This is a genomic window from Leifsonia sp. RCC_180, from assembly GCF_058138205.1.
Genome location: NZ_CP200340.1, coordinates 992,316 through 1,012,870, shown reverse-complemented (window position 1 = coordinate 1,012,870; position 20,555 = coordinate 992,316). Strand labels below are relative to the sequence as shown.

27 protein-coding genes and 4 tRNA genes are annotated in these 20,555 nt (G+C 67.4%); 17 read left to right on the top strand and 14 right to left on the bottom strand.

Annotated features, from left to right (window positions below):
* Window positions 1-129 precede the first annotated feature (129 nt).
* The 5 genes from AB7E03_RS05045 to AB7E03_RS05025 all read left to right on the top strand — a co-directional run bounded on the left by AB7E03_RS05045 (window position 130) and on the right by AB7E03_RS05025 (window position 4,790).
* Entirely contained in the window at window positions 130-1,029 is a 900-nt protein-coding gene (locus AB7E03_RS05045) for a sulfurtransferase (RefSeq protein WP_489939857.1), read from the top strand.
* Between the two features lie 46 nt (window positions 1,030-1,075).
* Window positions 1,076-1,510: a SufE family protein gene (locus AB7E03_RS05040; protein ID WP_489939855.1), complete on the top strand. Its 435-nt coding sequence runs from the start codon at window positions 1,076-1,078 to the stop codon at window positions 1,508-1,510.
* 215 nt (window positions 1,511-1,725) lie between these two features.
* A complete protein-coding gene (locus AB7E03_RS05035; RefSeq protein ID WP_489939853.1) occupies window positions 1,726-3,000 on the top strand; it encodes an ammonium transporter in 1,275 nt (424 codons plus the stop codon).
* A 124-nt stretch (window positions 3,001-3,124) separates the two neighbouring features.
* Window positions 3,125-4,369 carry an ammonium transporter gene (locus AB7E03_RS05030; RefSeq protein ID WP_489939851.1) on the top strand — a complete coding sequence of 415 codons (1,245 nt, stop codon included), beginning with the start codon at window positions 3,125-3,127 and terminating at the stop codon, window positions 4,367-4,369.
* A complete protein-coding gene (locus AB7E03_RS05025; RefSeq protein ID WP_489942864.1) occupies window positions 4,293-4,790 on the top strand; it encodes a type II toxin-antitoxin system PemK/MazF family toxin in 498 nt (165 codons plus the stop codon). Before AB7E03_RS05030 ends, AB7E03_RS05025 begins: the two co-directional genes overlap by 77 nt.
* A gap of 173 nt (window positions 4,791-4,963) precedes the next feature.
* Here AB7E03_RS05025 and AB7E03_RS05020 read toward each other — a convergent pair.
* Window positions 4,964-5,039, bottom strand: a tRNA-Val gene (locus tag AB7E03_RS05020).
* Between the two features lie 170 nt (window positions 5,040-5,209).
* On the opposite strand from AB7E03_RS05020, the gene AB7E03_RS05015 reads away from it, so the two are divergent.
* From AB7E03_RS05015 to AB7E03_RS05000, 4 genes are all read left to right on the top strand, one after another.
* Window positions 5,210-5,282: transfer RNA gene (locus tag AB7E03_RS05015), tRNA-Gly, on the top strand.
* 68 nt (window positions 5,283-5,350) lie between these two features.
* Window positions 5,351-5,421, top strand: a tRNA-Cys gene (locus tag AB7E03_RS05010).
* 26 nt (window positions 5,422-5,447) lie between these two features.
* Window positions 5,448-5,522 (top strand) — tRNA-Val (locus tag AB7E03_RS05005).
* A 101-nt stretch (window positions 5,523-5,623) separates the two neighbouring features.
* Window positions 5,624-6,097, top strand: coding sequence for a hypothetical protein (locus AB7E03_RS05000; protein ID WP_489939849.1), 474 nt, complete (start codon window positions 5,624-5,626; stop codon window positions 6,095-6,097).
* 64 nt (window positions 6,098-6,161) lie between these two features.
* Here AB7E03_RS05000 and AB7E03_RS04995 read toward each other — a convergent pair whose 3' ends face one another.
* Window positions 6,162-6,497: a hypothetical protein gene (locus AB7E03_RS04995; protein ID WP_489939847.1), complete on the bottom strand. Its 336-nt coding sequence runs from the start codon at window positions 6,495-6,497 to the stop codon at window positions 6,162-6,164.
* A gap of 196 nt (window positions 6,498-6,693) precedes the next feature.
* Here AB7E03_RS04995 and AB7E03_RS04990 point away from each other — a divergent pair, with 196 nt between their 5' ends.
* Window positions 6,694-7,050 carry a hypothetical protein gene (locus tag AB7E03_RS04990; RefSeq protein ID WP_489939845.1) on the top strand — a complete coding sequence of 119 codons (357 nt, stop codon included), beginning with the start codon at window positions 6,694-6,696 and terminating at the stop codon, window positions 7,048-7,050.
* Between the two features lie 19 nt (window positions 7,051-7,069).
* On the opposite strand, the gene AB7E03_RS04985 is transcribed toward AB7E03_RS04990, so the two are convergent.
* From AB7E03_RS04985 to AB7E03_RS04965, 5 genes are all read right to left on the bottom strand, one after another.
* The gene (locus AB7E03_RS04985) at window positions 7,070-7,696 is read right to left on the bottom strand and encodes a hypothetical protein (RefSeq protein WP_489939843.1); all 627 of its coding nucleotides are present in this window, start codon (window positions 7,694-7,696) and stop codon (window positions 7,070-7,072) included.
* 63 nt (window positions 7,697-7,759) lie between these two features.
* Complete coding sequence (locus AB7E03_RS04980; protein ID WP_489939841.1) at window positions 7,760-8,131, bottom strand: hypothetical protein; 372 nt, start codon at window positions 8,129-8,131, stop codon at window positions 7,760-7,762.
* A gap of 49 nt (window positions 8,132-8,180) precedes the next feature.
* On the bottom strand, window positions 8,181-8,330 hold the full coding sequence (locus AB7E03_RS04975) for a hypothetical protein (protein WP_489939839.1): 150 nt from the start codon (window positions 8,328-8,330) through the stop codon (window positions 8,181-8,183).
* A 451-nt stretch (window positions 8,331-8,781) separates the two neighbouring features.
* Window positions 8,782-9,222, bottom strand: coding sequence for a hypothetical protein (locus AB7E03_RS04970; protein WP_489939837.1), 441 nt, complete (start codon window positions 9,220-9,222; stop codon window positions 8,782-8,784).
* Between the two features lie 136 nt (window positions 9,223-9,358).
* Window positions 9,359-10,090, bottom strand: coding sequence for a class I SAM-dependent methyltransferase (locus AB7E03_RS04965; protein WP_489939835.1), 732 nt, complete (start codon window positions 10,088-10,090; stop codon window positions 9,359-9,361).
* 96 nt (window positions 10,091-10,186) lie between these two features.
* Between AB7E03_RS04965 and AB7E03_RS04960 the strand changes: the two genes are divergently transcribed.
* Together AB7E03_RS04960 and AB7E03_RS04955 are read left to right on the top strand one after the other, a co-directional pair.
* Entirely contained in the window at window positions 10,187-10,849 is a 663-nt protein-coding gene (locus AB7E03_RS04960) for a hypothetical protein (protein WP_489939833.1), read from the top strand.
* Between the two features lie 164 nt (window positions 10,850-11,013).
* Window positions 11,014-11,253, top strand: coding sequence for a hypothetical protein (locus AB7E03_RS04955; protein WP_489939831.1), 240 nt, complete (start codon window positions 11,014-11,016; stop codon window positions 11,251-11,253).
* Between the two features lie 57 nt (window positions 11,254-11,310).
* Here AB7E03_RS04955 and AB7E03_RS04950 read toward each other — a convergent pair whose 3' ends face one another.
* Window positions 11,311-11,715 (bottom strand): hypothetical protein, encoded by a 405-nt coding sequence (locus tag AB7E03_RS04950; protein WP_489939829.1) that lies wholly within the window; start codon window positions 11,713-11,715, stop codon window positions 11,311-11,313.
* 47 nt (window positions 11,716-11,762) lie between these two features.
* Window positions 11,763-12,296, bottom strand: a complete 534-nt coding sequence (locus tag AB7E03_RS04945; RefSeq protein ID WP_489939827.1) for an adenylyl-sulfate kinase — start codon at window positions 12,294-12,296, stop codon at window positions 11,763-11,765.
* 223 nt (window positions 12,297-12,519) lie between these two features.
* Between AB7E03_RS04945 and AB7E03_RS04940 the strand changes: the two genes are divergently transcribed.
* Window positions 12,520-12,942, top strand: coding sequence for a hypothetical protein (locus AB7E03_RS04940; RefSeq protein WP_489939825.1), 423 nt, complete (start codon window positions 12,520-12,522; stop codon window positions 12,940-12,942).
* Between the two features lie 91 nt (window positions 12,943-13,033).
* Here the strand turns inward: AB7E03_RS04940 and AB7E03_RS04935 are convergent, their stop codons facing one another.
* The 3 genes from AB7E03_RS04935 to AB7E03_RS04925 are packed head-to-tail and all read right to left on the bottom strand — an operon-like array spanning window position 13,034 to window position 13,932.
* On the bottom strand, window positions 13,034-13,483 hold the full coding sequence (locus AB7E03_RS04935) for an HIT family protein (RefSeq protein WP_489939823.1): 450 nt from the start codon (window positions 13,481-13,483) through the stop codon (window positions 13,034-13,036).
* A 9-nt stretch (window positions 13,484-13,492) separates the two neighbouring features.
* On the bottom strand, window positions 13,493-13,744 hold the full coding sequence (locus tag AB7E03_RS04930) for an NUDIX hydrolase (RefSeq protein WP_489942940.1): 252 nt from the start codon (window positions 13,742-13,744) through the stop codon (window positions 13,493-13,495).
* Window positions 13,675-13,932, bottom strand: coding sequence for an NUDIX domain-containing protein (locus AB7E03_RS04925; protein ID WP_489942863.1), 258 nt, complete (start codon window positions 13,930-13,932; stop codon window positions 13,675-13,677). The genes AB7E03_RS04930 and AB7E03_RS04925 overlap by 70 nt, the downstream gene beginning before the upstream one ends.
* Window positions 13,933-14,074: 142 nt before the next feature.
* Here AB7E03_RS04925 and thrS point away from each other — a divergent pair, with 142 nt between their 5' ends.
* Together thrS and AB7E03_RS04915 are read left to right on the top strand one after the other, a co-directional pair.
* Window positions 14,075-16,072, top strand: coding sequence for a threonine--tRNA ligase (gene thrS / locus AB7E03_RS04920; RefSeq protein WP_489939821.1), 1,998 nt, complete (start codon window positions 14,075-14,077; stop codon window positions 16,070-16,072).
* Window positions 16,060-16,671: an HIT family protein gene (locus AB7E03_RS04915; protein ID WP_489939819.1), complete on the top strand. Its 612-nt coding sequence runs from the start codon at window positions 16,060-16,062 to the stop codon at window positions 16,669-16,671. Before thrS ends, AB7E03_RS04915 begins: the two co-directional genes overlap by 13 nt.
* Before the next feature lie 20 nt (window positions 16,672-16,691).
* Here AB7E03_RS04915 and pdxY read toward each other — a convergent pair whose 3' ends face one another.
* Together pdxY and AB7E03_RS04905 are read right to left on the bottom strand one after the other, a co-directional pair.
* Window positions 16,692-17,543, bottom strand: a complete 852-nt coding sequence (gene pdxY, locus AB7E03_RS04910) for a pyridoxal kinase PdxY (RefSeq protein ID WP_489939817.1) — start codon at window positions 17,541-17,543, stop codon at window positions 16,692-16,694.
* Window positions 17,544-17,571: 28 nt separating this feature from the next.
* Window positions 17,572-18,879 (bottom strand): aminotransferase class I/II-fold pyridoxal phosphate-dependent enzyme, encoded by a 1,308-nt coding sequence (locus AB7E03_RS04905; RefSeq protein ID WP_489939815.1) that lies wholly within the window; start codon window positions 18,877-18,879, stop codon window positions 17,572-17,574.
* 103 nt (window positions 18,880-18,982) lie between these two features.
* Here AB7E03_RS04905 and pdxS point away from each other — a divergent pair, with 103 nt between their 5' ends.
* Together pdxS and pdxT are read left to right on the top strand one after the other, a co-directional pair.
* On the top strand, window positions 18,983-19,885 hold the full coding sequence (pdxS, locus tag AB7E03_RS04900; protein WP_489939813.1) for a pyridoxal 5'-phosphate synthase lyase subunit PdxS: 903 nt from the start codon (window positions 18,983-18,985) through the stop codon (window positions 19,883-19,885).
* Window positions 19,886-19,918: 33 nt separating this feature from the next.
* Complete coding sequence (pdxT, locus tag AB7E03_RS04895) at window positions 19,919-20,536, top strand: pyridoxal 5'-phosphate synthase glutaminase subunit PdxT (RefSeq protein ID WP_489942862.1); 618 nt, start codon at window positions 19,919-19,921, stop codon at window positions 20,534-20,536.
* Window positions 20,537-20,555: the final 19 nt, after the last annotated feature.

Here is a 20,555-nt window from a genome sequence, read left to right as displayed (position 1 = left end):
TGTGCACCTTTGTGTCGAAGTCTTACCGCGGCCGTTCCGGGCCGCCTACGCTGGACATAGATTCGCAGCTGTCGCAGGCCTCCCAGCCTAGCCCCGCGATCTCGACCGATCCCTGGAGGACACCGAAGCATGACCATCGCAACCGACCCGTCGCCCGAGTTCGCCGGCTACGCCCACCCCGAGCGTCTGGTGACCACCGAATGGCTCGCGGAGCACCTGGGTGAACCGGGGCTCGCGGTGGTGGAGTCCGACGAGGATGTGCTGCTGTATGACACCGGACACATCCCGGGCTCGGTGAAGATCGATTGGCACACGGACCTCAACGATCCGGTGATCCGCGACTACGTGAGCGCCGAGCGTTTCGCCGAGCTGCTCGGGTCCAAGGGCATCGCCCGCGACACCACCGTCGTCATCTACGGCGACAAGAACAACTGGTGGGCTGCGTACGCGCTGTGGGTGTTCACCCTGTTCGGCCACGAAGACGTCCGCCTGCTCGACGGAGGCCGCGACAAGTGGATCGCCGAGGGCCGGGAGGTCACCCGCGAGGTGCCCAAGCGGGCTCCCGTCGAGTACCCGGTGGTGGAGCGCGACGACTCCGTCATCCGAGCGTTCAAGGATGATGTGCTCGCGCACCTCGGACAGCCACTCATCGACGTGCGCTCGCCCGAGGAGTACAGCGGCGAGCGGACGGAGATCCCCGGCTACCCGACCGAGGGTGCCCTGCGCGCCGGTCACATCCCCTCGGCGAAGTCGGTGCCGTGGGCCCGCGCCGCCGCTCCGGATGCGACGTTCAAGCGTCGCGCCGAACTGGAAGAGGTATATCTCGACGGCGCGGGGCTCGCTCCCGGCGACGACGTGATCGCCTACTGCCGCATCGGCGAGCGGTCGAGCCACACCTGGTTCGTGCTCACTCACCTCCTGGGCTTCGAGAACGTTAAGAACTACGACGGCTCGTGGACGGAGTGGGGTTCCGCCGTGCGCGTCCCGATCGCGACCGGTGCCGAGCCGGGCGAGGTTCCCGCGCGCTGATCCGCACGCTGCTCCTGCGTTCGCAAAACGGACGTAGCCTTAAGGGATGACCGAACTGACGCGCGCGCTCGCCGAGATCCGCGACGACTTCCAGGCACTGGAGCAGAACGACCGCCTGCAGCTGCTGCTGGAGTTCTCCGACGAACTCCCGGAGCTGCCGGAGCGCTACCGCGACCACCCGGACCTGCTCGAGCGGGTGGAGGAGTGCCAGGCGCCGGTCTACATCTTCGTCGAGGTCGACGGCGAACAGATCGTGCACCTGTTCGCCACAGCGCCGCGCGAGGCGCCGACGACGCGCGGCTTCGCATCCATCCTCGTGCAGGGTCTCGCCGGCCTGACCGCCGACGAGGTCCTCGCCGTGCCCGACGAGTACCCGCAGAGCCTCGGGCTGACGCAGGCCGTGTCGCCGCTGCGCCTCCGCGGCATGTCCGCCCTGCTCGGCCGCGCCAAGCGTCAGGTGCGCGAGAAGCTGGCCCTCTGAACTCCAGGCGTTTCGTGACGACCCGCTGAGCGGATCGGCAGCGTCCCGAAACACAGTGTTTACACACCGTGAGGATGCGTAACACTCGCGAAACACGAGCATCCCTCTGACGAAACCTCTCACGTCAAGACTGGCCCCACCCCGAAAGCGCCCCCCACCCGGATCGGGATCGCGTCACCCCGCGGGGCAGAAGCACAGAGAGGTAGACAATTCGCATGGTGCTCCACACAGCAGCGGACTACGCGGAGGCAGGGACGGTCAACGCCCTCTGGCTCCTTGTCGCCGCAGCCCTTGTCCTGCTGATGACCCCCGGCGTCGCCTTCTTCTACGGCGGCATGGTCCGCGCCAAGAGCGTCATCAGCATGATGATGATGAGCTTCGGAGCGATGGCCCTGGTGGGCGTCCTCTGGGTGCTCTACGGCTACGGACTCGCTTTCGGCACGCCCAGCATCCCCGGCCTCCTCGGAACCCCCGACTGGTTCCTGTCTAGCCTGATGGGCAAGGACGGCATCACCCCCGACCTCGGCGGCCTCGCGTTCGCGGGCTTCCAGGCCACCTTCGCCATCATCACCGTCGCCCTGATCTCCGGCGCGATCGCCGACCGCGCCAAGTTCAGCTCCTGGATGGTCTTCGCCGGCGTCTGGGTCACGCTCGTCTACTTCCCGGTCGCCTTCTGGGTCTTCAACCTCTCCCAGGGCTGGATCGTCGCGGGCCTCCACGTGAACGACTTCGCCGGTGGCACCGCGGTGCACATCAACGCCGGTGCGGCCGGGCTCGCGCTCGCCCTGGTGCTCGGCAAGCGCGTCGGCTTCCAGAAGGGCATGAACAAGCCGCACAACGTGCCGCTGACCCTCCTCGGCGCCGCCCTGCTGTGGTTCGGCTGGTTCGGCTTCAACGCCGGGTCGGAGGCCGCGGTGGACGGCGTGGCCGCCCTGGCCTGGGTGAACACCCTCGCAGCTCCGGCCGCCGCCACCATCGGCTGGCTGATCGTCGAGAAGTTCAAGGACGGCAAGCCCACCTCCATCGGTGCCGCTTCCGGCGCCGTGGCGGGCCTCGTCGCGATCACCCCGGCCTGTAACATCCTGACGCCGGGCTGGGCGATCGTCCTGGGCCTCGTCGCCGGTGCAGTCTGCGCCCTGGCGATCGACCTGAAGTTCCGCCTCGGCTTCGACGACTCGCTCGACGTGGTCGGCATCCACCTCGTCGGCGGCATCATCGGAACGCTCTGGATCGGCTTCTTCGGCTTCACCCACGTGGACGGCGACGCCTCCAAGCCGTTCTCGAGCCTGCTGTACGGCGGCAGCTTCCAGCAGCTCGGTGTGCAGGCGCTCGGTGCCTTCTCGGTGCTGATCTACTCCTTCGTCCTGGCGTACGCCATCGGCTGGATCATCCAGAAGACGATGGGCTTCCGCATCAAGAACGAGGACGAGCTGGCCGGCGTCGACACCGTGGTGCACGGCGAAGAGGGCTACTCGCTCGAGACGGTCTGATCCGACCATCGGACGCGAAAGCGGAACGGGGTGTCGCCGGCAGGCGGCGCCCCGTTCCGTCGTGCGGTGACCGCATCCGAAGCGTCGCTAGGGTGAGGTGGGGATTCTCGAGGCGAGGGAGCACATGGCACAGGCGACACCCGACCAGGTGGATGCGCTGCTCCTATTCTTCTGCGGCGCGCTCGTGCTGCTGGCCGCCTTCGGACTCGCCTTCTTCGCCGGCGGAATGGCAGGCCGGGCCAGGGCCGCGCGCGCACTCCGGTTCGTCCTGGTCGGTGCGGCGGTGGTGATCCCGCTGGCCGTGCTGGGCGGATACGGTCTGATCACCGGGCCGCCGCTGCTGCCGCACCTCGTCGGCAAGCCGGATCCAGGACTCGCGTCGGTCGCGAGCGTGCACCCGGCGGCATCATCGCCCTACCCGGCCGCCCACGCCGGGTACCTGATCGCCGTGGTGGTGCTCTGCGCCGCGATCGTCGGAGTCGCCGTCGCCTCGCGGCTGACCCTGCGCGCGTGGATCCTGTTCTCGATCCTCTGGCTGCCACTGGTCGTCGTCCCGGTCGCTTACGGGGTGTTCTCGCTGGAGGACGGCTGGGCCATCGCCGGCCTGAAGGTGGTCGACTTCGGCGGCGCCCTCGTCGTCGTGGCCGCGGGCGGGAGCGCCGTCGGCATCCTGCTGGCCTGCGGCCGGCTCGAGCATCTCCCCGCGCACCCGAGCCGCCCCACGCTCGTCTCTATCGGCGGCGCCATGGTGTGGGTCGGCTGGCTCGGGCTGGTGGTCGGCTCGGAAGGCGCGCTCGACGAGTACGCGCCGCTGATGGCGATGAGCGCGTTCATCGCTTCCGCGACCGGCGTCCTGATGTGGATGCTGGTGGATGCAGTCCTCCTCCGCCACCCGACCCTCACGAGTGCTCTCTGCGGAGCCTTCGCCGGGCTGGTCGGCGCGACCGCCGCCTCCGGGGCCCTGACCCTCGGCTGGTCGATGCTCGTGGGTGCCCTGTCGGCACTGGCGTGCGCGACCATGGTCGACCTCGCCTCCCGTGCCCGCTTCGGGCCGGCCCTGACACTGTGCGTCATCACCATCGTCGGCGGACTCGTCGGGCTCCTGTTCCCCGGACTCTTCGCGACCGGGAGCGGGATGGTCGACAGCGGCAACTTCGACCTGTTCATCGCCCAGGGGATCGCCGGGATGTCGGTGCTGCTGTACGCGACGACCGTGTCGCTCCTGCTCGCACTGGCGCTGCGCTTCACGGTCGGGCTCACGCGGGTCCGCTATGGTGCCGCTCGTGGCATCCATGAGACGCATCCTGTCCGCGCTGAGCGGGCTGTTCCGCCCGTCGGGGGAGAACCGGACCCCGGGTCCGCCCGCTGAGCCGGGGCGCGCCGGTTCGGGTGCGACCGTGCAAGTTGACCCGCGTGGGCTCGGCCGCATCCGCACCTCATACGAACCCCGGCTCGACGGTGACGCCGACCCGGGCGAAATCGTCTGGACCTGGGTGCCGTACGAGGAGGCCGACGGCCGAGGCAAGGACCGCCCGGTGCTGGTTGTCGCCACCGAGCCGTCCGGTGCGGTGCTGGCGGTGGCGCTGACGAGTCAGGAGCATCCCGGCCGCCCCCAATACCTGCCGATCGGCTCGGGGGAGTGGGACGGCCGGCGCCGCCCGAGCTACGTTCGGCTGGACCGCGTGTTCCGGGTGCAGCAGTCGGGTATGCGCCGGGAGGGCGCCGCGCTCGACGCGCGCCGCTTCGACACGGTGCGGGGCGCACTGTCGGCCCGCTACGGCTGGCGGTAGCGGGCTGTCCTGGTGCCCGTCCGTTTCCGTGTCCGTTTTCCGTAGGAGTTTCGAACGAATCCCGGCCGAATCTCCTTCACTACTGCCAATCGAAGGAGATTTCGCGCCCGATCTCCTTCGATGGCGGGGAGGCCCGAACGCACGAAACCCCCGGCGTGACCGGGGGTTTCGTATGGTGGGCGATACCAGACTCGAACTGATGACCTCTTCCGTGTGAAGGAAGCGCGCTACCAACTGCGCCAATCGCCCAGCGCAACCACCGAGCGGCTGCGAGATTCGATACTAGCCGACTCAGGGGGCACGATGCACATCGACACGACCCCTCCAAACGACACACCCGGCAGGCGTAACCGGTTTTGTTTTGCCGCTGCGAATCGGATAGAGTCTTTCAAGTGCCGCAGGGAACTGGGGTGCGAAATGCGGATGTAGCGCAGTTGGTAGCGCATCACCTTGCCAAGGTGAGGGTCGCGAGTTCGAGTCTCGTCATCCGCTCGAGTCGGCCCGATCTTCGGATCGGGTTCTCTCAAGTACGGTACGGTTTTTTCCGTGTTGTGGCGTTCGGTGGATTGGCCGAGAGGCGAGGCAGCGGCCTGCAAAGCCGTATACACGGGTTCGAATCCCGTATCCACCTCGATCCTGAGCTTCGCGTTCAGGCTCGGGCGATTGGCGCAGCGGTAGCGCGCTTCCCTGACACGGAAGAGGTCACTGGTTCGATCCCAGTATCGCCCACCAAGAGAAACCCCTGAGAAATCGGGGGTTTTGTCGTTTCCGCCTGGTGCCCCAAGACTGGGGTACTGAGGATGAGTCACTGGCCTGCCACGATGGAAACGATTATGAACAAGCTCACACCCTTCGCGCTCACCGTCACCATCTCCGCCGCAATCGCCCTCACCGGATGCGCCAGCACACCGTCTGCCCCCGTTTCGCCGAGCTCTCACGGCACCCCGGTCGCTGAGGCGACCAAGGAACCGGCCAAGCCGGCCGATCTGACGGGCACGTGGAAGCAGACCAACTCGGCTGCCGCTGACTCGTACCAGGAGGCGGAGATTTCCGGGAACGTCATCACAATCAACTGGGTCGCCGACAACGGTGACACCAAATCGATCTACTGGATCGGCACGTTCACTGCACCTACGGATGCGACCACGCCGTACAAGTGGACCTCGACCCGCGATAAGGCCGCAACCGAGTCGGCGATGCTGGCGTCGCAGGACGACACCAAGGACTTCACCTTCCAGGACGACACCGTCAGCTACACCGCCAGCGCGCTCGGCACGACGACGACGATCAAGCTCAAGAAGAGCTGAGGCGCTCGGCGCTCAACTATTCGATTCGCCCCGGCGAGCTTTCGTGCTCGTCGGGGCTTCTTGTTCATTGCCGTGTTGCCGCGATGATCGCGCGAGCACCTTGTGGCCAGCCGTCCCAACCCCGGAGGTAGAACCGGTAAGTCGATCCCGCCTGGAGCGAGCGGGCGAGGTGCTGCGCCGCCGCGTCAGGGAATCGCTCGCCGTTGCGAGTGACCTGCAGGTTGCCGCAACTCGTCGTCAGGTCCCAGTCCGTCCCGAGGAACCCAGACTTGGAATAGACGGGGTGATGCGACGTCGCGGTGACCGTGCAGACAGCTTGGGACTCGACGTTCCACCAGACGCCGTCGACCACGAGGTAGCTGAGCACGAAGAGGACGATCCCGAACGCGACACCGGCCATCGCGAAACCGAACGCACCCAGTCGACGCCGACCGGGTGTGACTGGCGGCTCCGCGGGTATCGGCCGGTGGTCCGTGGGCGGATGCGACTCGAAGCCGTCCTGCAATCGGTCGGCCATCGTCCTGCGCGCCATCGACCCTCCCGAAGGCGATAGTAGTGGGCGGCGCCCCTGACCGATTCACGGGAGGATGGAGACCATGACGGCGAAGGACCAAGCAGTCGAACGATCCGAATGGCGGATGCTCGGCTGGTACGCCATCCCAGCCTTCCCGCTGTTCTTCCTGTACCTGTTCATGGGCGCTCTCCCGTTTCGAGCCGGAGCCAGCCTCGGCTGGTGGCACGCCGACTACAACACCGACGCCGGCGAGGCGTCTCTTGCGTTCTTCGGGGGAGGGTTCCTGGCATTGGTCGTCCTTGCGTTCGCCGTGCCGCTGATCTCCGCTCAGACCCAGAAGGGGATGCGGCTCCGCGTCAACGGCACAGCCGTGCTGCTGCTGGTGCTTGTGCTGCCGCTGGTCGCCTGGGCCTTCGGCCTGGCTCTGTGGTTCGCATGAGGAGTTACGGGTACAGATTTCAGCTCGAGCTGCAGCTCGCCGAGACGTTATCCCCTAGGCGCGATCCGAGAACCGCCTCACCAGTGAGTGCACCGCCTGGGCGCTCCGCGAACCGGATCACGTTGCGGTCTCCGCGGAAGACGAGTTCGTATTGACCGGTCGAGAAGGCGTCATAGCCGTCGACCGGAAGTGGTCCGCCGCAGACGGCGACCTCGTGGAAGAACGTCCCGTCCTGCTCCAGGATGTCGAGACTGCGGTGATGCCACGTGAAGACCCGGATGACGACGTTGTGTCCGGGGATGTCGAGCGACCAGTACTCGTTCACTGTGCTGAACGCCGCCGAGAGCATCAGCAGATATCCGATGGGCACCGCCGCCAGAAGCAGCAGAGCGGAGGTCAATCGCACGAGCACCCGAAGTACCGGCCGTCGTAGCCGGGCCGCCAGGATGGCTGCCTGGATGACAGCGAAGACGCCGCATGCTGCGGCGACCACAAGGAGCAGCGCACCAAGTTGCGCGGAGTCGAGCGTTCCGACCAGGAGGACACCCGAACCTCCGAAGTGAATGGCGCACAACCCGATGCCTGCAGCTACGAGCGAGACGAAGAGCGTGACGGGCGTCCACCCCAGAGCTCTCCTCCACCGCACTGTTCCACCGTGCCCCTGCCGAGCGGCGAGAACATCAACCGAGCGGCGGAGCCGCCTCACTCGTCAGGCGGATCCGCGGTGCGGCCACGAGATCTCTGGGTACGGGTAGTGCGCGTCAGGGACCGCGTAGAAGACGACGAACATCGCGAGGATCGCGACGCCGACGACGCCGAGCGCGATGAAGGTCACCCAGTACGGCCGCAGGCACACGGCGATGATGACCAGCGCGACCGGGAACCAGCCTGCAAAGACGATCAGCCCGAGGATGAAGAACCTCGTCACCGGATTCAGCTGTATGACGAGGTACCAGTCGGCGGCTGCCATGATGGCCAGCGCGAGGCCGGCGATCGCGACGAGGATGTTCGCTGCGTTGGTGCGCCGGCGGAACCGGGTCGCCGACTGCGTGACAGCGATGCCGCCCTCCGATACGGTCATCTGATTTCCCCGATGTCGATGCAGGCTGGTATCGCGCGAGCTGGCTGCTTCAGACCGCCCGGTGCTTCTCGGGGCGGGAAGACGTGCCCGTCACCAACTTCCGCCAGGCTGCCCGTCCGAAGACAGCTGCCAGCAGGCCCGCAGGTGCAAGGCATCCGACGTACAGCGAGATGAGCAGCAGCCTTGTGGTTTCGGACACGGGGCCGAGCATAACAGCGGGCGTGAGCGTCGACGTCTGGGAACGATGCAGAGTCGCGGACGCTCACACCGCGATGTATCGACTGCCTCGGAGCGAGGCGCGGCAGGGACACCGCCTCGAAGCACCAGCGGGCTGCTCTACCGCTGAGAATCCGAGTCGGACTTATCGGCGTGACGGAGGTGGTATGTCACTCCGAGCCACGCCAGGAGCGTGAGCAATCCCCACAAGACGCAGACGAGCACGATCCATGGGTTGCGCGGAGGAGTTGCGATCAAGAGCGACACATAGAGGGCGAAGATCACGCTGTACCAGATCGCCTGGTTTCGGGCGTTCCGGGGAGTCGCACTGATCACCCACCACGGCAGCTTTCGAGATCGCTTGCTCGCATCAAGGCGTTCCACGTCAGGTCTCATCTCTCTCGCTCAATCCGAGAACCGCGCCCGCACCACGGTCAGGCACACACGGCGTCGCGAGCAGGCTTCAGCTCGTCCACGACGCTGTTGATGACATCGGGCAGCTGCTCGATCGCAGTCTCGCTGTCGGGGCCCGACAGGAGCTTGACCTGTTCCTCGAGCCGAGATGCGGCGTCGCGGATGCGTGAGGACGTCGCGGTGTCTTCCGTTGCGCCGGCCTTCAGCGAGTTCTCGATCCCGGTGACCCATCCTGCGGCGGCGGCCGCGTCATGGCGGTCGAGGCACCATGCTCGAAGTGCTTCCAGGTTGGTGACGGTCGAGCGCACGTTCACGCAGGCAGCACCACCGGATGCGGTCGCCTCCTGAGTCGGCAGCGTGGAGCATCCCGCGAGACCGATGGCCAGAGCGAAGGCGGCGATCGCCGTGGTGCTGAAGGCGCGGGCGCGGTTGTCCATGATTCCCCCTGTCGACGATGACATCCACGGCCACCTTACAGATCGGGCCGCGGACGTCGACTTCAGTTCAGTTCGAGAACCACGCCAGCACCACGGTCGCCTGGTCGTCGTCCAGCTCCCAACGCGTCTTCGAGCTCGCGGGGCGTCGTGCTCATGTGTGTCAGCGTAGAACGAAGAGCAGGAAAGCCAAGAAGCGTCCGCTGGGGCGGTTCTCGAACTCCTCGGGAAATCGCTCATATGCAGCAGGCGTAGGCGCGGGCTCGCTGATCGTCTCGATGCGGAACCCCGCTGCAGCGAATGCGTCGGTCATCGCGTGGAGCGGTCTGTCCCAGAACGTGAGCTCGGCCGTGCTGTCGCCCATCGTCCATTCTTCGGTGCGCGCCCGTGTTCCGAAGTACTCCGACGTACCACCGGAGAGTCGATCGCCGAGGAAAGTTGCGGACGGGTGTTCCTCGGAGACGATCAGTCGGCCGCCCGGCTTCAGCACACGTCGGAACTCCGCCAGAGTCGGACCCCAATCCTCGAGGTAGTGCAACGCCTGCGACACGATGACATCGTCGAAGGTGTCGTCTGGGAACGGCAAAGGATCTGCAAGGTCAGCCTGGAACAGGTCTGCGTCAGTGCCGAGACGCTGCCTGGCCTGGTCCAGCATCCCGGCGCTCGAGTCAAAACCCGTGACTATGGCGCCGCGGTCGCGTAGACCCGCGAGGATCGGTCCCGACCCACAGCCGGCGTCGAGAATCCGGTGTCCAGTGACGTGGCCTGCGAGCTCGACCAGGGCAGGCCGGTTGTAGTACTCGTTCAGAAGGCTGGTCTCGTTGAGCACCGCGTAGCCTTCCGCGATGCTGTCATACGCAGTCACTCCGGAATCTTCGGCGCGCGTCGTGGTCATGGCGCTCATCGTATCGAGAGCCCACCGACCGGCAGCGGACCCCGCCGGAATATGCGCACGTAGCTGCTCGGGCATGCGGCGTCGACCCGGCAGGACATGCTGCCGACGGCCAGAGTCCGCGACAACACCTCTTGCGAGACCAAGCTGCTGTGTGGTCGGGTGGCCACTGTGAGCTTCTTCCCGCCTGACCCGCCCGAGGACGAGACCGAGAGCGCCGAGCATGTCGCGGCGCCATGGTGGAAGCCTTCCGATGACGAACTCGCTGCTATCTTCCCCATCGGTGAGACGATCGCCAGCAACGACACCGTCACCCTCATCCTGACTATGGCGCGCGTCTACAGCAACGGCGTCGAGTTCCTGATCGACCGCCGTATCCGACGTGGCGGCAGGAGTCGTCAGGAATGGCAAGGAATGCAGTTCCAGATGCACGATCACTTCGGCGGCTGGGATCCGAAGCGACTTCGCTACGGCGTCGTTCTTGGCGACGGTCAACAGCTGATCGCCGATCTCGGGCCTGGCATGTTCGGTGTCACCCCCGAGAAGCACAGCCTTACCCGCTCTGGCGGAGGCGGAGGCGGTGGGGAGGACACCTACCGGTTCGATGACGGCATATGGCTCTGGTCGCTGCCTCCCGAGGGTCCGCTCGAGGTTGTCGTCCAGTGGCCGGCCTTCGACATACCGGAGTCGCACGTCGTGCTGGACAGCGCACCGCTTCTTCAGCTGGCCTCTCAGGCCCGTCCGGTGTGGAGTTCTGACTAATGCGGAGGCAGGTCGTTCGAGACGTCGACATCGTCGGTGACAAGAAGACCACCCGCTCGTACTCGTCCGCGGCGATCAGTCTCTGTTCGACAGCAATCATTTTCGCGTGGCTCTGGTTCGCGTTCGCACTAGGCGAGGCCTACGAGGAAGAGTGCCGGGCGCGTATGGCCGATACCGGCGAAGTCGGCTTCTTCGTCATGTTCGGTGTGGTGCCGCTGGTGCTTGTGATCGTAGGCGCACTGGTCGCTCTGGTGGTCACGACCCGAGGACCAGCGGTGTATCGGCTCAAGGTCGTCGCCGGGGTCTTCGCCGCGGCCACAGCGGCGGGTGTGCTGTTCGGCTGGGGAATGAGTAATTGGACGCTGTTCACGCACTTCGCGATCGGCGCGAACTGCTACACGTGAGCCGCAGCCAGGCTTTGCCGACCCGACGGTACCGCACCCCGGACCATCACGGCTGATTCAGGAGCCGTCGCCGATGGCCCGGTCTCCCGCCGGCGGGCGGCGCCGCTGCTCGCGCCGGTCCAACTCGTCCCGGAGCGCGACGAAGAAGCGGTCGATCTCGCCCAGCCGACGCGTGTAAAGCAGCGTCTCGGCACCGCCGACCCGTCCCACCGCGTCGAACTCGACCCGGGTGTGCCCCTCATCCACCGGAACGAAACGGAGGTGCGGCGCGAAAAGCGCGTAGCCGCCGAGTATCTGCGCGAACGGATCCCGGAGGCTGGTTCCCCGCAGGGCGTCGCGAACGAAGTCCTTCACTTCGTCGAAGGGCACCGGGACGACCTCGCTCGGGATGCGGCGCGGAACGACGGCCTTCTTACGGAAACCGCGAAGACTCCGGCTCTTCCGTGGCTCTAGCTCGCTCACACCTGAAGCGTACGCCGTCCCATGTCGGCACGGCCTGGGTTCCCGGCTTAGGGATGTGCGCCGGGCCGAACCCACCCGGCGGCCGCCAGCACGTCTTGTGCGACCTCTGCGACGGAACGTCCATCAGTCTGGATCCGGTGCGCATCGCTGGCCGCGTCGAGATGTGCCGCCGCCGCTCTACTGCGGTCGATGTGCTCTCGAAGGGCGCTCCCGACTTCACGGAGTGACAACCTGTCGGCGACCGTCTCGTCGGTCGCCGTCAGCAGCACAGGGAACGCGCGCACTTCTCCACCGAGCGCTGCGCTCAACTCGGGCAGCTGCAGCACGCTGACGGTGTTGGTGAAGAGCAGGCGCGAGTATCCGACCGCCCGGTAGTTCCTCCACATCGCGGCCAGGTTGCGCTCGGCCAGGTCGATCCCCTTGCGCCAGGGCTCGGGATACGCCTGGTCCAGGTTGTCGCCCTCGATGACGGCATGGCGGATGTCCGCCTGCGCGAGAATCCGAGAAGCCTCGGCCGCGACGCTCGTCTTCCCGACCCCGGATCGCCCGCCGATGAAGATGACATCGGTCCCAGTGGTCATGTGCGTCTCCGGCGCGTCCTGATCAAGCTCAGGACGACGCCGATCACGATAAGCACTGCGAGGATCGCGAGCGGCAGCAAGGACGGGATCGGCGACGAGAGCACAACCGTATCCACACACGTGTGACCGCTCGGCGGCGGACTCGCGCAGGACGCGAGAACCAGGGGCAGAATCGACGTCACCACCCCACCATCCGTCCCCCCATGCGCGCTAGCCTACGGGCATGCGACGACGCCGGAGCAGAGCCACCGCCGCAACCATCGCGGGTCTTGCGGTGGGATTCGCCCTGTCAGGGTGCGCGCTGGGCGCCTGCCCGGCGGTCGGGTACCTGGACATGTCACCCGTGACGCTGGAGTTCGAGGGCACGCTGCCGGCGGGCAGCACGGTGTCGGCGTGCTTCGGGAGCAGCTGCGATCCGGCGGCCGTCCCCGCGGGGCGGGACGGCATCCATCGAGTGCCCCAGCGGGCGCCCTTCCTCGACGCAGCGACTGTGCGACCTTCGACGGTCCGGGTGATCGTGGCGACGGGTTCGGAGGTGATCCACGACGACGTCCACGAGATCCCGGTCCGGTCGGAGCGAACAGGCCTGTGGGGCCAGTGCCCGGGCCCGTGGTCGTATGAGCCGTTGGAGATCCGGCTGAGCTGACGGCACCGTCGGTGTGTTCCTCCCTGCTTCGGCGTGGGAGCCTCGGGAGGACACGCGCTCATTCCGGCCAGCAGGAGAAGATTGACGGTCGTCAGCGCACCGCAGGCATCGCGTCTCGGATGGCTTCCGCATCCCTCTCGAGGAGTGACCACTCACGTTCATGGGAGACGGCATTGAGCGTCCAGCCGTCGCCCGGCGAGCGGGGGATGACGTGGAGGTGGACCTGGAACACGGTCTGGAAGGCAGCCTCACCGTCGGCGACGAACATGTTGATGCCCTCGCATCCAATGCTCGAACGGCGCAGGGCTCGCGCGATCTCGTGCCCGACCCGCCAGACGTGCGCGCCGGTCTCGGCATCGAGGTCGTCGAACCCGACCGCGTGCTCGCGCGGCACGACGAGAAGGTGCCCGTGGGTGACGGGGTTGATGTCCATGAAGGCGACGACGGTCTCGTCTTCGTAGACCACGCTGGCGTCGACGTCGCCCGCCGCGATGGCGCAGAAGACGCAACGCGGTTCGCCGGATGCGGTGCCCGTGTCCATGACGGAAACCTATCCCGCGTCCGCGATGACGCGGTCGATCCAATGGCGCCTCGGTAGGCCGGCGATCGCGTCGCGCTCGAACCATCCGAGCTCGAGCAGTTCGTCCATGTCCGGTGCCGCCGGGCTCAGCAGCCGGCACTCGTATGCGATGGTGACGTAGCCCACGCTGTCGCCGTTCGGGTATTCGACCATCATCGGCTGGCCGCCGTAGGCGCCGATGATGCCCCCGACCCGAACGTCGGCACCGATCTCCTCCAGCACCTCGGCGCGAGGGCGACGGCAGGCTCCTCACCGGGCTCGACGCCCCCACCGATCAGGCTCCAGAGACCTGAGTGAGCGTGCCGCGCGAGCAGGAACCGCTCGCCGTCGCGGATGACCGCTGTGACGCCCGGCAGAAGAAGGAAGTCGTTGCCGATCCGACCGCGGATGGACTGCACATATTCGGACATCGCCATGACCGAAGCCTACGAAATGCGTTGGTCTGCGGCCTGCGGGAGCCAGGCTCCGAACCACTGTGGCGCGCCTCAGCGGCACCGGCGTCCGGCTAGAGTTGGAGGGTTCTCTTTCAACCCACGACCAAGGAGTGGACAGGTGGCCGACGGCTTCGAGCTCTTCACCGACCGTTCCGTTGTCGCAATGCGCGTCAACGGTGAGCTGAAGGACCTCGCGACCACCGTCACGACGACCGACGAGGTCGAGCCGGTGACCATCGACTCGCCCGACGGCCTCAGCATCCTGCGCCACTCCACCGCGCACGTGCTGGCGCAGGCCGTGCAGGCCGTGAACCCGGAGGCGAAGCTCGGGATCGGCCCGCCCATCACCGACGGCTTCTACTACGACTTCGATGTCGCCGAGGCGTTCACCCCGGAGGATCTGAAGGCGCTGGAGAAGGAGATGTCGCGCATCGTGCGAGCGGGCCAGCGGTTCGTCCGCCGCGTCGTCACCGACGAGGAGGCACGCGCGGAGCTTGCCGACGAGCCCTACAAGCTGGAGCTGATCGGCCTCAAGGGCGGCGTGCAGCACGGTGACACCGCCGCGTTCGACGAGAGCGAGTCCGTCGAGGTCGGCGCAGGAGAACTGACCATCTACGACAACGTCGACCCCCGTGGCGGTCAGGATGGGTCGGGCGAGACGGTCTGGAAGGACCTCTGCCGAGGTCCGCACCTCCCGAACACCCGGATGATCGGCAACGGCTGGTCGCTGACCCGTGTCGCCGCGGCTTACTGGCGCGGCAACGAGAAGAACAAGCAGCTGCAGCGCATCTACGGCACCGCCTGGGCGAGCAAGGACGAGCTGCGCGCCCACCAGACGCGAATGGAGGAGGCCGCCAAGCGCGACCACCGCAAGCTCGGCGCCGAAATGGACCTCTTCAGCTTCCCGGACGAGATCGGTTCGGGCCTGGCGGTGTTCCACCCGAAGGGTGGCATCATCCGCAAGGAGATCGAGGACTACATGCGCGATCGGCTGATCGCGAATGGCTACGAGATGGTGAACACGCCGCACATCACCAAGGCGCACCTCTTCGAGACCAGTCAGCACCTCAACTGGTACAAGGACGGCATGTTCCCGCCCATGCACCTCGACGAGGAGCGCGACGCCGAGGGCAACATCACCCGGCAGGGTCAGGACTACTACCTGAAGCCGATGAACTGCCCGATGCACAACCTGATCTTCCGTGCGCGCGGCCGCAGCTACCGCGAGCTCCCGCTCCGCCTGTCCGAGTTCGGCACGGTGTACCGCTACGAGAAGTCGGGAACGCTCGCCGGTCTCACCCGAGTGCGCGGCCTGACCCAGGACGACGCCCACATCTACGTGGCCGAGGAGCAGATCAAGGACGAGGTGGCCCGCCAGCTCGAATTCGTGCTGGAGACACTGCGCGGCTACGGCCTCACCGACTTCTACCTGGAGCTCTCGACGAAGGACCCGGACAAGTACGTCGGCAGCGACGAGAGCTGGGAGACCGCGACCGAGACCCTCCGTCAGGTCGCCGTCGAGTCGGGGCTCGAGCTCGTGGACGACCCGGGAGGAGCGGCGTTCTACGGCCCGAAGATCTCGGTCCAGGCACGGGATGCGATCGGCCGCACCTGGCAGCTCTCCACCGTCCAGCTCGACTTCAACCAGCCCGAGCTGTTCGAACTGGAGTACAACGCGGCCGACGGCACGCGCAAGCAGCCGGCGATGATCCACCGTGCGCTGCTCGGCTCCATCGAGCGGTTCTTCGCCATTCTGCTGGAGCACTACGCTGGCGCGTTCCCGGTGTGGCTGTCGCCCGTGCAGGTCGTCGGCATCCCGGTCGCGGACCAGTACGCGCCGTTCCTCGACGACGTCATCTCGCGTCTCCGCGCCCGGGGTGTGCGCGCCGAGGTCGACCACTCGGATGACCGCATGCAGAAGAAGATCCGCACGCATACGAAGGCGAAGGTCCCGTTCCAGTTGATCGTGGGCGAGGAGGACGCGTCGGCCGGAACGGTCAGCTTCCGCTTCCGCGACGGCACTCAGCGCAACGGTGTGACGGTCGACGAGGCGATCGAGCGGATCGTTGCGAGCATCCGCAGCCACGAGCTGGTCGACACGGCATGGCACGACTGAACCTCGGCTCCTACGACGGCGCCCCCGGTGGCGGGGCGGATTCGTCCGCTCCCGTTCCCGGGGACTACGTCCGCGTCGACGACCCGTCGTACCTCGTCGGGGTGCCCGACGAGTTCCAGCGGCTGTGGACTCCGCACCGGATGGTGTACATCCAGCAGGGCCAGCCCGGCAAAGACGACTGCCCGTTCTGCGTCGCGCCGACACTGAGCGACGAGGATGCGCTCATCGTCGCCCGAGGGACGCACGCGTACGCGCTCCTCAACCTCTTCCCGTACAACAGCGGCCACCTGCTGCTGTGCCCGTACCGTCACATCGCCACTTACGACGAGGCGACGCCGGAGGAGGTCGCCGAGATCGGCAGCCTCACGCAGACGGCGATGCGGGTCATCCGCGACGTGTCGAAGAACGACGGCTTCAACATCGGCATGAACCAGGGCGCCATCGCGGGGGCGGGCATCGCCGCGCACCTGCACCAGCACGTGGTGCCGCGGTGGGCTCAGGATGCGAACTTCCTGCCCATCATCGCCAAGACGAAGGCGCTGCCGCAGCTGCTTGGCGACGTGCGCCAGGCGATCGCCGGCGCCTGGCCGCCGGCCTAGCGCCGCGCGCAGTACCCCGGTCAGCGCACGCGGGTGACCGCGAACTGCTCGCGAGGGTGCGCGTACGACTCCTGCGACTCCACGAGCTGCAATTCGCGCTCGCCCGACTCGAGGGTGCGCGTGAGCAGGTCGAACACGCTCGACACCGTCTTACGGAGGGCCAGTTCGGCATCGCCCGTGCGGACGTAGTGCGCCGTGAACAGCGCCGCCGTCACGTCGCCCGATCCGTTCGCCTTCATCGGCAGTCGGGGGGTCTGCACGATCCAGGCGCCGGCGTCATCCACGGCCAGCATTTCGATCGTGTCCGCCGGTGCATCCGGCCGCTCGACGCTCGTCACGAGCACCGTCCTCGGGCCCATCGCGCGCGCCGCATCCACCGACTCCAGCGTCGATTCGAGCGTGTCGGGGGAGGTCTCGGTGAGGAAGCCGAGCTCGAACTGGTTGGGGGTGATGATGTCGGCGACCGGAACGACGCGTTCGCGCAGGAGCACCGGGATGGCAGGAGCCACGAAGCAGCCCGACTTCGCGTTGCCCATCACGGGGTCGCACGCGTACACGGCGTTCGGGTTGGCGGCCTTGACCCGGGCGACGGCGTCGATGATGACATCCCCGATGCCCTCGCTGCCCTGGTACCCGGAGAGCACCGCGTCGATCTGGCCGAGCACGCCGCGCTCCTCGATGCCGGTGATCACGTCACGGACGTCGTCCGGGGAGATCAGTGGTCCACGCCACGCGCCGTAGCCGGTGTGGTTGGAGAAGTTCACCGTGTAGACGGGCAGGACCTCGACGCCGATGCGCTGTAGCGGGAAGACGGCGGCCGAGTTGCCGACGTGACCGTAGGCGACCGCGGACTGGATCGAGAGGATCTTCATCCCTCGATCTTCTCACCTCGCGAGACCGTCACTTCGCGGCATCCGCCAGATCGTCGAGCAGGCGTGCGCTCTCCTCGTCGGTGAGGTCGTGGACGGTCAGCCGGAGGTGGTGCGACGGCACGGGATGCTCGGCGAGCTGGAACTCGTCGCCGGTCCGCGCGAGCCAGCCGCGCCGCATCAGTCGCTCGGCGACGAGCCGGGCCTCGACGGGCAGGTCGACCCAGAGGTTGAGCCCGTCGAGCGCCTCCGTCGGCAGTCCCCGTTCGGTGAGCCCGGCGGCGAAGGCGGTGTTCCGCTCCGCGTAGTGGCGTCCGGCCGCGGCGATCTGCTCTAGCGCCGCCTCATCGGTGAGCTGAGCCAGCACGAGGCGTTGCAGGATGTGACTCACCCAGGTCGTGCCGGGGCTCAGCCGGAAGGCGAGCCGTTCGGCCGTCTCCGGATCGGTCGCCGCGACCGCGAGGCACATGTCCGGCCCGAGGAACTTGGACACGGACCGCACCAGCGCGAACCGCCGGTGCTCCGGCCCGATCAGCGACTCGTACCGGCGCTGGGAGAGCATCGAGAAGTGGTCGTCTTCGATGATGAGCACGTAGGGATGCTCGGCGAGCAGCCCGCGCAGGTCGGCCGCGCGGCCGGGGGAGAGGGTCGCTCCGGTGGGGTTCTGCGCGCGCGGCGTGCAGATGATGGCGCGGACGCCCGCATCCAGTGCCGCCCGGAGTCCCTCGACCGTCATCCCTTCCGAGTCGACGGGAACGGGGACGGCGCGGTAGCCGCCGTGCCGGACCGTGTGGATGCTCGCCAGGAAGCACGGGTCCTCCAGGGCGACCGCGTCGTCACGGAGGAGCGCCTGCGCGAGCAGCCGCTCGACCGCATCCACCGCTCCGTTCGTGACCGTGATACGCACCGGCTGGCCGGGGAGGTCGCCGCTGACCCAGGCGAGCGCGCGTTGTTCGAGGGCGGGATCGATGACGTGCTCGCCGTAGAGCACGGGTCGCCCGATCGCTCCGGCGAGGGCCGCGGTGAGGTCGGGGATGCGTCCGGCGTCCGGGTTGCCGGTGCCGATATCGCGCAGGATGCTGTCCTGCGCGTAGCCCTCCTGGGCGACGGCTTCGATCCCGGCGATCACCGTTCCAGCGCGGCCCCGGGCGGTCACGACGCCCGCCTGCGCGAGGAGCCGGTAGGCGGCCACCGCGGTGTTGCGATTGACGCGAAGCTGGGCCGCGAGTTCGCGCACCGGGGGCAGGGCGTCACCGCGCCGCAGCGCTCCGCGCTCGTGCAGCGCGCGCACGCTCGCGGCGATCTCCGACGCCGTCGTGCCCGTGATGTTTCCGTCCATGTCGCTCCCCGCGCGAGTGTCCCGCTGGCGAGTCTATCCACCGGAGAGGGGATGCTATCGTTCGGCATAGGCCAAAAGATTCTTTGTTCCGCACGAGAGGGCGATGATGACAGACAACAACCAGGGCGCCACCGGCTCGAGCCGCGTCAAGCGTGGACTCGCCGAGATGCTGAAGGGCGGCGTCATCATGGACGTCGTCACCCCCGAGCAGGCGCGCATCGCCGAGGACGCGGGAGCCGTCGCCGTCATGGCGCTCGAGCGCGTCCCGGCCGACATCCGCGCCCAGGGCGGCGTCGCGCGCATGAGCGACCCGGACCTCATCGAGGCGATCATCAGCGAGGTCTCTATCCCCGTGATGGCGAAGGCCCGCATCGGCCACTTCGTCGAGGCGCAGGTGCTGGAGGCGCTGGATGTCGACTACATCGACGAGTCGGAGGTGCTCTCGCCCGCCGACTACATGAACCACATCGACAAGTGGAAGTTCACCGTCCCCTTCGTCTGCGGCGCCACCAACCTCGGCGAGGCGCTGCGGCGCATCAACGAGGGCGCGGCGATGATCCGATCCAAGGGCGAGGCCGGCACCGGCGACGTGTCGGAGGCGACCAAGCACATCCGCAAGATCACCTCGGAGATCAACGGGCTGAAGTCGATGACGAAGGACGAGCTGTACGTCGCGGCCAAGGAGCTGCAGGCGCCGTACGAGCTGGTCGCTGAGATCGCCGAGACCGGCAAGCTTCCCGTCGTGCTGTTCACGGCCGGTGGCGTGGCCACCCCCGCGGACGCCGCGATGATGATGCAGCTGGGCGCCGACGGCGTGTTCGTCGGCTCGGGCATCTTCAAGTCGGGCAACCCCGAGCAGCGCGCGGCCGCGATCGTCAAGGCGACCACGTTCTATGACGACGCGAAGGTCATCGCCGAGGTGTCCCGCGGACTCGGCGAGGCGATGGTGGGCATCAACGTATCCGACCTGGCCGCGCCGCACCGCCTCGCCGAGCGCGGCTGGTAAGTGCTGCCGGATAACGTGCTGACAGAAGACGTGCTGACAGGGAACGTGCGGACGGGAAGCGTCCGCACGAAGGTCGGCGTCCTCGCGCTGCAGGGCGATTTCCGCGAGCACATCGCGGTCCTGCGGGGCCTGGGCGCCGACGCCGTCCCGGTGCGGCGCCCGGCCGAACTGGAGGAGATCGGCGGGCTGGTCATCCCGGGCGGCGAGTCGAGCGTGATGGACAAGCTGTCCCGCGCCTTCGGGCTCGCCGTGCCGCTGCGCGAGGCGATCGCCGACGGGATGCCGGTCTACGGCACCTGCGCAGGCCTGATCATGCTGGCCGACCGCATCCTCGACGGCATCGCAGGACAACAGAGCCTCGGCGGCCTGGATGTGGCGGTGCGCCGCAACGCGTTCGGCTCGCAGCTGGACTCGTTCGAGACCGACCTCGACATCCCGGCAGTCGGCGAGGAGCCGATGCACGCGGTCTTCATCCGCGCTCCGATCGTGGAGCGCGTCGGTGAGAAGGCGACGCCGCTCGCCCGGGTCGGCGACGGCCGGGTGGTCGCGGTGGAGCAGGGCAACCTCCTCGGGACATCGTTCCACCCGGAGATCACGGGAGACACGCGCTTCCACGAGTACTTCCTGCAGAAGGTCCGGCAGGCGGCGTAGCGTCCGGGCATGGCACGGC

Excerpts from the sequence above, each read along its gene's own strand:
- AB7E03_RS05045 (WP_489939857.1), top strand. The coding sequence starts at position 130 with ATGACCATCGCAACCGACCCGTCGCCCGAGTTCGCCGGCTACGCCCAC.
- AB7E03_RS05040 (WP_489939855.1), top strand. The coding sequence starts at position 1,076 with ATGACCGAACTGACGCGCGCGCTCGCCGAGATCCGCGACGACTTCCAG.
- AB7E03_RS05035 (WP_489939853.1), top strand. The coding sequence starts at position 1,726 with ATGGTGCTCCACACAGCAGCGGACTACGCGGAGGCAGGGACGGTCAAC.
- AB7E03_RS05030 (WP_489939851.1), top strand. The coding sequence starts at position 3,125 with ATGGCACAGGCGACACCCGACCAGGTGGATGCGCTGCTCCTATTCTTC.
- AB7E03_RS05025 (WP_489942864.1), top strand. The coding sequence starts at position 4,293 with ATGAGACGCATCCTGTCCGCGCTGAGCGGGCTGTTCCGCCCGTCGGGG.
- AB7E03_RS05000 (WP_489939849.1), top strand. The coding sequence starts at position 5,624 with ATGAACAAGCTCACACCCTTCGCGCTCACCGTCACCATCTCCGCCGCA.
- AB7E03_RS04995 (WP_489939847.1), bottom strand. The coding sequence starts at position 6,497 with ATGGCCGGTGTCGCGTTCGGGATCGTCCTCTTCGTGCTCAGCTACCTC.
- AB7E03_RS04990 (WP_489939845.1), top strand. The coding sequence starts at position 6,694 with ATGACGGCGAAGGACCAAGCAGTCGAACGATCCGAATGGCGGATGCTC.
- AB7E03_RS04980 (WP_489939841.1), bottom strand. The coding sequence starts at position 8,131 with ATGACCGTATCGGAGGGCGGCATCGCTGTCACGCAGTCGGCGACCCGG.
- AB7E03_RS04970 (WP_489939837.1), bottom strand. The coding sequence starts at position 9,222 with ATGTCATCGTCGACAGGGGGAATCATGGACAACCGCGCCCGCGCCTTC.
- AB7E03_RS04965 (WP_489939835.1), bottom strand. The coding sequence starts at position 10,090 with ATGACCACGACGCGCGCCGAAGATTCCGGAGTGACTGCGTATGACAGC.
- AB7E03_RS04960 (WP_489939833.1), top strand. The coding sequence starts at position 10,187 with ATGCTGCCGACGGCCAGAGTCCGCGACAACACCTCTTGCGAGACCAAG.
- AB7E03_RS04955 (WP_489939831.1), top strand. The coding sequence starts at position 11,014 with ATGGCCGATACCGGCGAAGTCGGCTTCTTCGTCATGTTCGGTGTGGTG.
- AB7E03_RS04945 (WP_489939827.1), bottom strand. The coding sequence starts at position 12,296 with ATGACCACTGGGACCGATGTCATCTTCATCGGCGGGCGATCCGGGGTC.
- AB7E03_RS04940 (WP_489939825.1), top strand. The coding sequence starts at position 12,520 with ATGCGACGACGCCGGAGCAGAGCCACCGCCGCAACCATCGCGGGTCTT.
- AB7E03_RS04935 (WP_489939823.1), bottom strand. The coding sequence starts at position 13,483 with ATGGACACGGGCACCGCATCCGGCGAACCGCGTTGCGTCTTCTGCGCC.
- AB7E03_RS04925 (WP_489942863.1), bottom strand. The coding sequence starts at position 13,932 with ATGTCCGAATATGTGCAGTCCATCCGCGGTCGGATCGGCAACGACTTC.
- AB7E03_RS04915 (WP_489939819.1), top strand. The coding sequence starts at position 16,060 with ATGGCACGACTGAACCTCGGCTCCTACGACGGCGCCCCCGGTGGCGGG.
- pdxY (WP_489939817.1), bottom strand. The coding sequence starts at position 17,543 with ATGAAGATCCTCTCGATCCAGTCCGCGGTCGCCTACGGTCACGTCGGC.
- AB7E03_RS04905 (WP_489939815.1), bottom strand. The coding sequence starts at position 18,879 with ATGGACGGAAACATCACGGGCACGACGGCGTCGGAGATCGCCGCGAGC.
- pdxS (WP_489939813.1), top strand. The coding sequence starts at position 18,983 with ATGATGACAGACAACAACCAGGGCGCCACCGGCTCGAGCCGCGTCAAG.